This window comes from Dongia sp. P2_B8, assembly GCF_056404715.1.
In genome coordinates this window covers 504,728-516,983 of record NZ_JBFUDM010000003.1, presented here as the reverse complement: position 1 = coordinate 516,983, position 12,256 = coordinate 504,728, and the positions used below count along the sequence as shown (strand labels likewise).

At 62.0% G+C, this 12,256-nt stretch carries 13 protein-coding genes; 8 read left to right on the top strand and 5 right to left on the bottom strand.

The window, feature by feature from the left end; all coding sequences use genetic code 11:
- The first annotated feature begins 13 nt into the window (after nt 1-13).
- Both AC1DWZ_RS10010 and AC1DWZ_RS10005 read left to right on the top strand, forming a co-directional pair.
- On the top strand, nt 14-319 hold the full coding sequence (locus tag AC1DWZ_RS10010) for an NIPSNAP family protein (protein ID WP_477168741.1): 306 nt from the start codon (nt 14-16) through the stop codon (nt 317-319).
- 12 nt (nt 320-331) lie between these two features.
- Complete coding sequence (locus AC1DWZ_RS10005) at nt 332-796, top strand: N-acetyltransferase family protein (protein WP_477168740.1); 465 nt, start codon at nt 332-334, stop codon at nt 794-796.
- Here the strand turns inward: AC1DWZ_RS10005 and AC1DWZ_RS10000 are convergent.
- Nucleotides 793-2,121: a sensor histidine kinase gene (locus tag AC1DWZ_RS10000; RefSeq protein ID WP_477168739.1), complete on the bottom strand. Its 1,329-nt coding sequence runs from the start codon at nt 2,119-2,121 to the stop codon at nt 793-795. The two genes, AC1DWZ_RS10005 and AC1DWZ_RS10000, sit on opposite strands and share 4 nt — an antisense overlap.
- Nucleotides 2,118-2,777: a response regulator gene (locus AC1DWZ_RS09995; RefSeq protein ID WP_477168738.1), complete on the bottom strand. Its 660-nt coding sequence runs from the start codon at nt 2,775-2,777 to the stop codon at nt 2,118-2,120. Before AC1DWZ_RS09995 ends, AC1DWZ_RS10000 begins: the two co-directional genes overlap by 4 nt.
- Nucleotides 2,778-2,948: 171 nt before the next feature.
- On the opposite strand from AC1DWZ_RS09995, the gene AC1DWZ_RS09990 reads away from it, so the two are divergent.
- Together AC1DWZ_RS09990 and AC1DWZ_RS09985 are read left to right on the top strand one after the other, a co-directional pair.
- Nucleotides 2,949-3,209 (top strand): PepSY domain-containing protein, encoded by a 261-nt coding sequence (locus tag AC1DWZ_RS09990; RefSeq protein WP_477168737.1) that lies wholly within the window; start codon nt 2,949-2,951, stop codon nt 3,207-3,209.
- Nucleotides 3,210-3,219: 10 nt separating this feature from the next.
- Nucleotides 3,220-3,762: a cytochrome b/b6 domain-containing protein gene (locus AC1DWZ_RS09985; RefSeq protein WP_477168736.1), complete on the top strand. Its 543-nt coding sequence runs from the start codon at nt 3,220-3,222 to the stop codon at nt 3,760-3,762.
- 140 nt (nt 3,763-3,902) lie between these two features.
- Here the strand turns inward: AC1DWZ_RS09985 and mddA are convergent, their stop codons facing one another.
- Nucleotides 3,903-4,706, bottom strand: a complete 804-nt coding sequence (mddA, locus tag AC1DWZ_RS09980) for a methanethiol S-methyltransferase (protein WP_477168735.1) — start codon at nt 4,704-4,706, stop codon at nt 3,903-3,905.
- Nucleotides 4,707-4,921: 215 nt separating this feature from the next.
- Between mddA and AC1DWZ_RS09975 the strand changes: the two genes are divergently transcribed.
- The 3 genes from AC1DWZ_RS09975 to AC1DWZ_RS09965 are packed head-to-tail and all read left to right on the top strand — an operon-like array spanning nt 4,922 to nt 9,472.
- Nucleotides 4,922-6,700, top strand: coding sequence for an outer membrane protein assembly factor BamB family protein (locus AC1DWZ_RS09975; RefSeq protein WP_477168734.1), 1,779 nt, complete (start codon nt 4,922-4,924; stop codon nt 6,698-6,700).
- 43 nt (nt 6,701-6,743) lie between these two features.
- Nucleotides 6,744-7,367 (top strand): TetR/AcrR family transcriptional regulator, encoded by a 624-nt coding sequence (locus AC1DWZ_RS09970; protein WP_477168733.1) that lies wholly within the window; start codon nt 6,744-6,746, stop codon nt 7,365-7,367.
- Nucleotides 7,364-9,472: an alpha/beta fold hydrolase gene (locus AC1DWZ_RS09965; RefSeq protein WP_477168732.1), complete on the top strand. Its 2,109-nt coding sequence runs from the start codon at nt 7,364-7,366 to the stop codon at nt 9,470-9,472. Before AC1DWZ_RS09970 ends, AC1DWZ_RS09965 begins: the two co-directional genes overlap by 4 nt.
- Before the next feature lie 6 nt (nt 9,473-9,478).
- Here the strand turns inward: AC1DWZ_RS09965 and AC1DWZ_RS09960 are convergent, their stop codons facing one another.
- Both AC1DWZ_RS09960 and rpmE read right to left on the bottom strand, forming a co-directional pair.
- Nucleotides 9,479-11,056 (bottom strand): alkaline phosphatase D family protein, encoded by a 1,578-nt coding sequence (locus tag AC1DWZ_RS09960; RefSeq protein ID WP_477168731.1) that lies wholly within the window; start codon nt 11,054-11,056, stop codon nt 9,479-9,481.
- Nucleotides 11,057-11,428: 372 nt separating this feature from the next.
- Nucleotides 11,429-11,662, bottom strand: a complete 234-nt coding sequence (gene rpmE / locus AC1DWZ_RS09955; protein ID WP_477168730.1) for a 50S ribosomal protein L31 — start codon at nt 11,660-11,662, stop codon at nt 11,429-11,431.
- A gap of 240 nt (nt 11,663-11,902) precedes the next feature.
- On the opposite strand from rpmE, the gene cyaY reads away from it, so the two are divergent.
- Nucleotides 11,903-12,250, top strand: coding sequence for an iron donor protein CyaY (cyaY, locus tag AC1DWZ_RS09950; RefSeq protein WP_477168729.1), 348 nt, complete (start codon nt 11,903-11,905; stop codon nt 12,248-12,250).
- Nucleotides 12,251-12,256 lie beyond the last annotated feature (6 nt).

Here is a 12,256-nt window from a genome sequence, read left to right as displayed (position 1 = left end):
ACAGGAGCGACCCTTGATTACCTGCCATCTCAAATATGTGCTCGATCCCTACAAGCTGGCCGAGTTCGAGGAATATGCCCGCCTGTGGATTCCCCTGGTCAACCGCATGGGCGGCACACATCACGGCTATTTCCTGCCCAGCGAAGGCGCCAACAACATTGCCGTGGCCCTGTTCAGTTTCCCGAGCTTTGCCGCCTATGAGGATTATCGCCACCGGATGGCAACCGATCCCGGATGCCAAGCGGCACTGGAACTGGAGAAGCGCAACCGCAGCATCGTGAGCTATGAGCGCAGCTTCATGCGGCCCGTTCTCAACTAAAGCCGGATGCCGGTGCCCTTCACCCTCGCCGCCGCCACGGACGAGGATTTCCAAAGGCTGTTTGAGCTTCGCCTCATCGTCATGCAAGAGAGCTTGGCGCGCATCGGCCGCTTCGACAAACAGCGCGCCTTCGAGCGCTTTCGCACCACATTCCGCCCGCAACATACCAGGCTGATCATTGGGTCCGATGGAGCGTTGGTGGGCTGCGTCGCCATCGGTCCATCTGACAATGCCCCATCTGGCGGCACTTTGTTGCTGGAGCATTTTTATATCCTGCCCGAGCAGCAGGGTCGTGGACTTGGCGGTGCCGTACTGCGCCGATTGCTGGACGAGGCCGACGATGCCGGCCTGCCGATCCGTCTTAGCGTTCTCCAGCAAAGCGATGCCGCCCGCTTTTATGAGCGGCATGGTTTCGCAAAGACCGGCGCCGATGAATGGGATGTGTATTACGAGCGGCAGCCCCGGGGGCGCCCCTAGCCGAGGATCATGACAGCTTCGAAACCCTCATCGAGACCCCGGGCGGGTGAGTATAGTTCCAGCGCGCCGCCCGCCTGTCGCAGGATCGTGTCGGCGATGGCAAGGCCGAGACCGGAGCCCGGCGCGCCACTGGTACCGCGGGTGAAGCGGTCGGTCAGATGCGGGATCGCAGGCGCCGGCACCGCAGGTCCGCGATTGACGACATGAACGTTCTGGTCCGAACCCAGGAAGATCCGCACCGGTTCCGTTGCTGATCCATGGAGCAGGGCATTTTCAACGAGATTGCGGAAGACGATCGCAAAGGCGTCGATGTCGATAGCTGCCATGAGAGAGGTCGCCGGTGGCACATTGAAATCGATCCGGCCAGCAAAGGGTGCCTGGCGCCCGATTTCGTCCAGCACCAGGCGCATCACCGGCACGAGGTCGCTGCGTTCGTCTGACATGGCAATGCCGCTTTCGGCGCGCGACAATTGCAGTAATTTCTCGACCAGATGCCCTAGCCGGCGCATGGCGACGATAATCTGTTCCAGCCGCACCCGATATGGCGTCCCCTCCAGCTCCGCGCCCAGCCGCTGGATCTGCGCCAAGGCGGCAGCCACTGGCGTGCGCAGTTCATGGGCGCTGTTGGCGGCAAAGGCGCGTTCGGCCTCCAACGCGCGGCCCAGACGTTCCAGCAGACGGTTCACATCCTTGACGATGGGTGTCAGTTCCGTGGGCAGGCCGTCATCGGAAATGGTGGCCAGATTGGACCCGCCGCGCGCGCGGATCGCTTCCCTCACCGCCCGGATCGGTCGGACAGTTCGCCCAACGGTCCAGTAGATGATGCTGCCCGCCAAGGGCAGCAGCAGGAGGAGCGGCGAGGCCAGCCAGAACAGACTGTCGAACAGCGCTTCCGCTCGATGGCCAGGCTTTTCTGCAACCTGGATGGCGAAACCATTTTCTTGTGCCACTTCGGTATAGAAATGCTGCCCGTCCACATCGCTAAAGCCATGGGTGAGCGGGATCGGAAAGGCCGCCAGCGGCGCATCATGGGAGCGCAAGACCACCCGCCCCATGGCATCTCGCACCTGATAGATCAGATATTCGCGATGCCCGGCAACCGTACCACCGATGGCCCGCCCACCGTCCTCGGCGCGCTCCTCGAGATCGTCCGTGGCGAGCGGCAGCAGACGCTGCGCCGTTTCCTGAAGTGCGCTGTCGAAGACCTCGTTAATCTCATGCATCGTCACGAAGGCGGAGATCGCCACCGCACCGAGCCACAGGACACCCAGACCCAGCGTGAGAGCCAGCGCCAAGCGCCGCGAGAGGCTCCAGGATTCTTTCATGCCTGCTCCAACCGGTAGCCCATGCCGCGTAAGGTTGTGACAAAATCCCGACCAAGCTTTTTGCGCAGTCGACTGACATGAACTTCGATGGTGTTACTCTCGATCTCGGCGCCAAAGGGGTAAAGTGCTTCCTCCAGCTGTTCCTTGGTGACGACACCATTGGGTCGGCGCAGCAACTGGTCGAGGATGGCCCATTCGCGGCCGGTGAGGTCAATACGTTTGCCATCCCGCGCGATCTGCCGGTTTGCTTGGTCGATGTCGAGCGTTCCTATGCGGATGATTGGATTGGGATTGCCGGCATAGCGGCGTGCCACCGCAGCGACCCGCGCCCTTAGCTCGTCGAGGTCGAAGGGTTTGACGAGATAATCGTCGGCACCTGCATTGAGCCCGTCGATGCGATCGCGGATCTGGTCACGGGCTGTGAGAATGATCACCGGGCGTGCGTCGCCGCGCCGCCGCAGGGTGCGCAGCAGGTCGAGCCCCGCACCGTCCGGAAGGTGAAGATCGAGCAGTACCAGGCCATAGTCGACGGCGCGCAGCGAGGCCTCTGCGTCATCCAGCCGCAGCACCCAATCGACCGCGTGGCCGGCGGCGGCAATATGTTCCTGCACTGCCTGCCCCAGACCGGGTTCGTCTTCGATCAGCAAGACTCGCATTTTCCGGGCTCCTTGATGGTCGCGCATCCTCAAGGTCGTACCTTACGCCAAGCTGAACAACTTTCGTCCGCGCCGTCAGCCTGGCTTCAGCTTGATCGCAGATGGTTCGGCCTGTCAGCCACCCTGCTGGCTGCGAGCGACCCCAACAGCAACAAAGCAATGAGGTTTACCATGAATCGCCTTCTCCTTTCCGCCGCCCTTTTGGCGACCCTTGGCATCGGCACTGCCGCTGCCGAGGACATGTGCAACGTCCCGCAGGCTGAATGGCAACCGAAGGAAGCCCTGCAACAGAAGCTTGAAGCCGAAGGCTGGAAGATCAAGAAAGTGAAGATCGACGAAGGCTGCTACGAAGTTTATGGGACCGATGCCACCGGCGCACGGATGGAAAGCTATTTCGATCCGAAGACCTTTGTCGTCGTCAAGGCGAAGTAGGAGCCGGATCATGGCGGCGACGGTCAAAGTCTGGGACCCGTTGGTGCGGGTTTTCCATTGGTGCCTGGTAGCCAGCTTTGCGATTGCCTGGATCAGCGCCGAGGAATGGACGGATCTGCATCAATGGGCTGGTTATGCAGCGGGCGCGCTTATTGCCTTCCGGCTCGTCTGGGGCCTGACTGGCCCGCGCTATGCCCGCTTCACGCAGTTCGTGAGGTCCCCGCGCACCGTCGCCGCCTATCTGCGCGACATCATCCAGGGGCGCGAGCGCCGCTATCTCGGCCATAATCCTGCGGGCGGGTTGATGATCCTGGCACTCATCGCCTGCATGGCGGCACTTTGCCTTACCGGTTGGCTCTACACCACGGACGCGTTCTGGGGTGTGGAATGGGTCGAGGAAACCCATGAGACCTTGGCCAATGTGCTGCTGGCACTCGTCGGCCTGCATGTGGGCGGGGTCATCCTGGCCGGATTCCGGCACCGGGAGAATCTGATCCGCGCCATGGTGACCGGCCGCAAGCGTGCGCCAAGCAGGCATGAAGCGGCCGAATAAACGAGATCTAAACAAGAATGCGGCGACATCGCGGGAAGCTGTTCCAGCGATGTCGGCAGCAATTCGTCGACGCGGCGCATCATGTCGGCGACGCTGATAGTCCGCTCCAAAAGGCAGAAACAGGACGAAGTCGCAGCGGATTAAAGAGGTGGTGCCCGATCTGCCATCCGCTGGGTCATCTCCGGCCGTTTCCCCGCTTGGTCGCCGGTGTATTTGCGGCCGGGCAATGGAATGAGCATGCCGACCTGCCGGCGATAATGGCGATACTGATCGCCGAAGAGGGCGACAAGGTCGCGTTCTTCGAGATAGATGCCGATGAGAATGTAGCCGGTCGTGGCGAGCGCAAAGAGCAGGTGACCGGCCGTCATGGTGGGCGCTGACCAGAAAGACAGCAGGAAGCCCAGATAGATCGGATGCCGCACCCGGCGATAGACCGATGGCGTCTTGAATTCCGGCTTGGGCGTTTGCCAATGCAGCAGGCGGCCGATGACCTGGCGCAGGCCAAAGAGTTCAAAGTGATTGATGAGGAATGTGCTGAACAGCAGCAATGCCCAGCCAAGCCAGAAAATTCCCTGAAGCAATGCCACACCGAGCGGGTTCTCGACCGACCAGATAATTGGTTCTGGAATCGGTCGCCACTGCCAGCACAGGAGCGCCAGCGCCGCGGTGGCGAAGAGCACGTAGGTGCTGCGCTCGATTGATTCGGGCACGATGTACGTCCACAATTTCTTGAAGCCGGGACGCGCCATCACGCTGTGCTGCAGGGCGAAAATTCCCAACAGCACGATGTTGATGATCAGCGTTTCGCCGAGCGGGCCAAGGGCTTCGGAATCGATCGTCTTCGGTACGACAATATTGCCCACGAAGCAGATCGCGTAAGCGAACGTCACCAGAAAGAGCAGGTAGACGATTGCGCCATAAATCGTTGCCAGAAAGCGCGACATGGAATCCTCCTGTCCGAGATTCCCCGTACCACCGCGGGCCGGCGCATGCGCTCAGCTCAGGGTTGACACTAGGGCGCCGATTCTTAATAATTCGGTCGACCGACCGAATTTGGCCGAAGACGATAGCTGAAGTCAAGAGGGACTTAAAACCGCATGGAATTGTCCTGGAAAAGCGCGGGCGAATTCGATGGCCCGCTCACTGTGGAGGCCCGCTGATGACCAAACACCCTACGCTCGTTCGCGCGCTCTTGGGCTCGATCGTGCTTGCGGAAATGATCGCCTTCTGCCTGTTCAGCCCCGCAGCGCACGCCCAGGCATGGCAGCGACCACATGCCGACGGTGCCAATAACGGATTTCTGAATGTGACCACGGCGCCGGCGAAAACGGCGCCGATCACGGTTCCCGGCCTTGGCAAGTTCGCCGTCGGCGCCGGGCCGGTCGTGGCGCCAGACGGCACGGTCTATCTGGGGACACGCGAAGGCAAGCTGATCGCCCTCCATCCCGACGGCAGTCCGTTCTGGAGCCGCGACATCACCCGCGGGCAGTCCATCGTCGCTTCACCGGTGATCAGTTCCGATGGCTCGATCTACGTCGTCGGCGTGCGGCAATACCGCGACAACCGCGCTGGCGCAAATCCGCCGGGCGAGCGGGCCGAATCGATGCTGCATCATTTCACGTCCAGTGGCGGCTGGCTGGAACAGACGCCGTTCCCTATGCATGACCGCGGCCCCGCGGCACTGGCCGCGCCGAACATCTGGCGCTCGGGGAACACCGAAATCATCATCGTGCCGACCAGATACCAGTTCATGTATGGCGGCGGCCATTCCGTGGAACTGATCGCCTTTTCCACTGACAGCAGCTACGTGGCCCGCCAGGTGGTGACCAGCTACGTGCCGGAAGTCCATGGCGGCGCCGGGGTGTCGAACCTCAGGCTCGCTCTCTGTTTAACGCCGGCGTTCCTGACTTGCATACTTCCCCCGGGTTTTAACCCCGGGGAAGTGCGCTCAAACTTTGTGCTGCCGCCACCCAGCGTCGACATCTTCACCGCAGCCGGCGGCGCCATACCGTTCGTCATCGTGTCGGATCACATCAAGGATTTGGTCGGCTATTCCTTCTCCGGCACTGAATTTACCGAGCGCTTCCGGGTGCACAGCGACGACCGTTTCATGCGATCGGCCCCCATGACCCTGCCGGACGGGCGCACGTTGATCGGCATACAAAGCGTGGAACGTGATCCCAACGGAGGGGAATCCGTTGGCCCCGACGGCGGGATTGTCTTTGCCGGCCCGAACGCGGACAACTCGGCGCCAATCACCGGCCTGCGGCCGGTCTTTGCCACGCCAACCCGCATGGCGGATGGGCGGGTCTTCATCGTCGGGGGCTATGGGCACCTGGCCGTGCTGCAAGGCAACCAAGTGGTAGCGAAAATCGACGTCCCCAGCGGATCTCTTGTTTCCGCTGCGGCGTCGCGCACTCATGTCTTCGTGTCGACCGCAGATGCGTTTCTGACCTACGACACCAACTCCTTGGCGGAGGTCGCCCGGTTCGACTGGGCCGGTGGCGGGCGGAACCCGCCGGCGATCGGACCCAAGGGCCATGTCTATGCCATCGCCTCCGATATGCTCTTCATTTTCCCCCCGTCGATGCCGAAACCGGGCGACACCGTGGCGGAACCCGGTGCGCCCCCGGTTGCGACCGGCGCAGCAACCGCGCCAGAAGCTCCGGCCGAGGCGCCGCAGGCGCGCGAGCAGAGCTACCAGCCACCGATGACGGTGAGTGGCAACCGCCTCTTCGCCTGCGAAAAGCTCGACGGCGACGATTGCGGCAAGGGCGATTATCGCACGATCGCCAAGGCCTTCTGTGCGGCCCAAGGCTTCACCGCGGCGGACGATATCGACGTGGACACCAAGAAGGTGAAGGCCGAAACCCTCGACGGGAGATTCTGTGCCAAGAACAAGTGCAAGGTATTCGACCGGATCGTCTGCAAGCTCTAGGATGGGCTCCGGTGGCGTGACGATTGGGATGAGAAAACAGGAAATGGCACGGAAAGAAGCCGCGGCGGCCAAGCCGGACTCGGAGACGCGGCTGGCCCTTCTCGCGGCAGCGGAAGAATGCCTGCACGCGCATGGCTATGCGGGCCTGTCGACGCGCCGTGTCGCGGACGCGGCCGGTATGCCGCTCAGTCAGATCCACTATCATTTCGGCTCGAAGGATGCCCTGGTCTTGGCCCTCCTCGATCATCAGAATCGCCGGCTCCTGGAGCGACAGCGGGTGACCTTCGCAGCCGACCTCCCCTTGTGGAAACGTTGGGAAAAGGCCTGCGACTATCTCGACGAGGATCTGGCGTCCGGCTATGTGCGGGTGCTGCAGGAGATGATGGCCGCCGGCTGGTCCAACCCGGAGATCGCGGTCGCGGTGCGGAAGTTTCTGAAAGGCTGGTATGTGCTGCTGGAAATGGTCGCAAAGGAAGCGGCGACACGGTTCGGCGGCCTCGGCCGCCTGCGCCCCGACGATGTCGCCTGTCTGGTCGGCAACCTTTTCCTGGGATGCGAAGCCATGCTGCTGCTGGATTTCGAGGAGGAAGGCATGGCGATCCGGCGGGCGCTCAGGCGATTGGGGACGCTGATCCGTCGCCTGGAGGAAAGCGGGGGGACGCGGTGACACGTGCGCGGCAACCCGACCATAGCGGTTACGTCCTGCGCAACGGCGTCCGTACTTACTACGAGATCCATGGGTCAGGTGCTGCCACCATCCTGCTTCTGCCGTCCTGGTCGATCGTGCATTCCCGCTTGTGGAAGGCGCAGATTCCCTATCTCGCCCGGCACTACCGCGTCATTACATTCGATGGCCGCGGCAACGGCCTCTCGGACCGGCCAACGGGCGCCGACGCCTATATTTCGCAGGAATTCGTCGCCGATGCCGTTGCCGTCCTCGATGAGACCAGGACCGATCGCGCCGTCATTGTCGGCCTGTCTCTTGGCGGGCATTACGCGGCGATGCTGGCGGCGCTGCATCCGGAGCGGGTCATCAGTGCCGTCCTGATTGCACCCACTGCGCCGTTCGGACCCAGCGCCGAAGGGCGTTCCGCACAGAATTTCGAAGTGCAGCACAATTCCTATGAAGGCTGGGCCAAGTACAATAGATATTACTGGCAGCAGGACTACCGCGGCTTTGCGGAGTTCTTCTTCGGCGAGGCGTTCAGCGAACCCCATTCGACCAAGCAGATTGAGGACGCCGTCGCATGGGCTTTGGGGACGACGGCAGATACGTTGATCGACACGGTCCTGGCGCGCGCACTGTCGCACGACGATGGCGAGGCGCTCTATCGGACCATTCGACGACCGGTCCTTGTCGTGCATGGCGACCAGGACCACATCGTGCCCCATGCCAAGGGCTTGCTCGTGGCAGAGGCCATTGGCGCGCCGCTGGTGACATTGGAGGGTGCCGGCCATATTCCGGTCGCACGCGATCCCGTGATCGTGAACCGGCTCATTCACGATTTCGCGGACCGCACGACGGGATGCCTCGTGCCGGCACCTACGGTTCTGCGGCGCGGTCCAGGCCGCCGTAAGCGCGCACTCTATCTCTCCTCGCCCATCGGCCTGGGGCACGCGAGGCGCGATATCGCCATCGCGCGCGAGCTGCGAAACCTGCATCCCGACCTTGAGATCGATTGGCTGGCACAGCACCCCGTCACAGCGCTGCTCGAGGCGGCCGGCGAGGCGATACATCCGGCAAGCCGCCTGCTGGTCAATGAATCGGGCCATATCGAGAGCGAGGCGGGCGAGCATGATCTTCATGTGTTCCAGGCACTGCGCAGCATGGACGAGATCCTGGTAGCCAATTTCATGATGTTCCAGGAAGTCGTCGAGGAGTGTTCCTATGATCTCGTCATCGCCGACGAATCCTGGGAGGTGGATCACTTCTGGCACGAGCATCCTGAGCTGAAACGTGCTGGGCTCGCCTGGTTTACCGATTTTGTCGGCTATCTGCCGATGCCGGAGGGCGGCGACAGAGAGGCCTATCTGACCGCAGACTATAATGCCGAGATGATCGACCATATCGCGCGCTATCCGCGCATCCGCGACAGATCGATCTTTGTCGGCAATCCGGACGATATCGTCCCAGATAAATTTGGTCCGGGCCTGCCGGAAATCCGCGCCTGGACGGAACAGAATTTCGACTTCTGTGGTTATATCACCGGCCTCGACCAGACCGAGATGGCCGACCGGGCCGCACTACGCGCCCGCTTCGGTTATGGCGATAGCGAAAAGATATGCATTGTCACGGTCGGTGGTTCAGGCGTCGGTGCCCCGCTCTTGCGGCGGATTATCGCCGCCTTTCCGGCCATCCACCGGCAATTGCCCGAGCTGCGCATGATCGTCGTCGCCGGGCCGCGGATCGATCTACGCAGCTTGGCCCGTCCTGCCGGCGTTGAAATTCATGGCTACCTCCCGGACCTCCATCTTCGCCTTGCCGCGTGCGACATTGCGCTGGTGCAAGGCGGCCTCACGACCTGCATGGAACTGACCGCCGCCCGCATACCTTTTCTCTATTTTCCACTCCGGAATCATTTCGAACAGAATGTGCATGTGCGCCATCGCCTCGGGCGCTATGGCGCGGGCCGCGCCATGGATTATGACACGGCGAGCGCCGAGGAGATTGCCGATGCACTGTGCGATGAGCTGCGGCGCCCGATCGCCTACCGCATTGTCGAAAACGACGGTGCAATGCGCGCAGCGAAGATGCTGGCATCGCTCATCTGACGGCTATCAGGCCTTCTGCGGAGGCAGGTCGACCGACCAGAGCGCCTTGTCGTCTGTGTCGCGCAGGGTCACGGTCATGGTGCCACTGTCGGCCGCAATCTTTACATGACCGAAGAACTGCAGGCCCGCGGCGGGACCGATCTTTTCCTGCCCCGGTTCCGGCGCCTTCACGAACTTCACCTGTGGGCCGAAGGTCTTGTCGATCTCGTTGGGGCCGAAGCTGCCGGCATGGATGGGACCTGACACAAACTCCCAGAACGGGTCGAACTCCTGGAAGGCGGCCTGATTGGGATCGTAATAATGTGCAGCCGTATAATGCACGTCGGCAGTGAGCCAGATGGTGTTGCGCACCTTCGCCGATTTCATGAAGCGCAGCAGGTCGGCAAATTCGAGTTCGCGGCCCAATGGCTTGCCGGGTTCGTTGTTGGCAACCGCCTCGAAGCCTTTCTTGTCGGCAGCGTTGTTCCAGACCAGCAGCGAGAGCGGCATGTCAGCGGCGATCACCTTCCAGGTGGCGGTCGAGAGTGCCAGTTCCCGCTTCAGCCAGGCGAGCTGTTCCTGGCCCAGGAAAGCGGCACGACCGCCCTTCGCGGTTTCCAGATTGTCGCCGTTGGGGCCGCGATAGGTACGCATGTCGATCATAAAGACATCGAGCAGCGGGCCATAGGCAATCTTGCGATAGACGCGGTTGGGTTCCTCCGCCACGGTCGCGATCGGCATGTATTCGTGGAAGGCGCGGGCGGCGCGGGCCGACAGCAGCGCAATCGACTTCTCCTTGTAGGTGTCCGGCAGAACCTTGGAGTCAGACCAATTGTTGGTCACTTCATGATCGTCCCATTGCGTCAGCACCGGGACCTGCGCATACATCGCCTGCACATTGGCATCCATGAAATTGTATTTGTACTGCCCACGGAATTCGTCGAGCGTCTCGGCCACCTTGGATTTCTCCGGCGTCACCAGATTCTTCCAGACGGTGCCGTCAGCCAGGGGCACTTCTGCCTGAACCACGCCGTCGGCATAGACGTTGTCGCCGGAATGGATGAAGAAGTCGGGCGCGTGCTTCAGCATCGTGGCATAGCCCTTCATGCCGCCGCGATCCACGTCGATGCCCCAGCCCTGCCCCACCGTATCACCGGACCAGACGAAGGAGACATCGCGCTTGGCGCGGGGTGCGGTCCGGAAGTGGCCGATGATCGGCTCGCTGTCGAGGCTTGAATCGGCGAGGTCCTGGAAGCGAACGCGGTAGAAGATTTCCTGGTCCGATGGCAGATGCGTGGCCAGGATCTTCGCCGTGAAATCCGATTCCGGCAGGGCCGCCACCTTCGGCAGATGGCGCACATCCTTGAAACTCTCGGTCGTCGCCCATTCGAAGATCGCGTTGGCAGGACGATCCGTCCGCGACCACAACACACCACGGTCAACGCCGATATCGCCCGATTGGATACCATGGGTGATGACCGGCCGCTGCGCCGCGCGGCTGAGGCGCGGGCAGGCGATGCTGCCCGCCGCGACCAGGCCGGCCGCCGCCGTACTGCGCAGGAAATGGCGACGGGAGAGGCGGTTTTCGATCATGCGGAAAGCCATCGGGGACTCCATGCTAGCTGAGCAAGAAAGCGACATCGTTATCGGGGCGCAAGAATTGCCAACCGACCATGACAGAACGTTAAGCGTTTGATGACGAATGCGTCACAGTTGCTGCGGTTGGCTGAGTAATGGACAGTGAGGGTGCGGGCGACAGAATTCGCCTCCCCCCTTGAGGGGGAGGCCGCGCAGAGCGCGGGAGGGGGGGTGCGACAGGGTTCGCTCAATCGAGTGGTGGAGAGATACCCCCCTCCCCGGCCCTCCCCCTCAAGGGGGGAGGGGGAATATTGGAGCGGAGAGGCAACGCCCCCAAACGCAAAACGGCCGCCCCTGGGGGCGGCCGTTCGCGAACCTTGCGGCAAATGATTTGCCGTCTTAGTCGTTGTTGTTCTTGAGACCGAGGCCCGAGAAGCGCTTGTTGAACTTCGCGAGCTGGCCGCCCGAATCCAGGAGGCGGTGAACGCCGGTCCAGGCCGGATGCGACTTCGGGTCGATATCGAGGTTGAGCGTGTCACCCTCTTTGCCCCAGGTCGAACGGGTCTTGAACTTGGTGCCGTCGGTCATGACGACATTGATCTCGTGATATTCCGGATGAATGTTGGCCTTCATGGCGAAAACTCCTAGTCGATACCCATGGGTTAAGACCCACGGGCTAAGACCCTTGGGCGAATTTGGCCGGGTTATAACCAAGGGGACCCTATATGGCAAGCAGGGATGTCGTTTGCCGTCCCATGGGCCAGGCGCCTTATTTATGGTTAACAAAATGGTTAACGGTGCGACGACAATAGCCGTTGCAGGCCGTGATCCAGGCGGTTATTCCAAAGTCGACCAATGAAAGCTTGAAATACCATGGACGAAGCCGCGTTCGACCGCCTTGCCAGCCTGACCCTGAAGCGTCTGCTGACCGCCCTGGAAGACGGGATGGAAGATGTTCTCGACGATATCGACCTGCAGGGATCGGTCCTGACCGTCAAACTGGAAGATGGCGGCACCTACGTCATCAATAAGCACGGGGCGAACCAGGAAATCTGGCTCTCCAGCCCCAAGAGCGGGGCGGCCCATTTCAAGCCGGACCTCACCAGCGGCGAATGGCTGCCGACCCGCGGCGGTGACCCGCTGCATGCCCGGTTGGAGGCGGAATTCTCCGCCGTGCTCGGCCGGCCGCTGGGCCTCACCGCCCTCACCAGCGAGGCCTGACCCGAT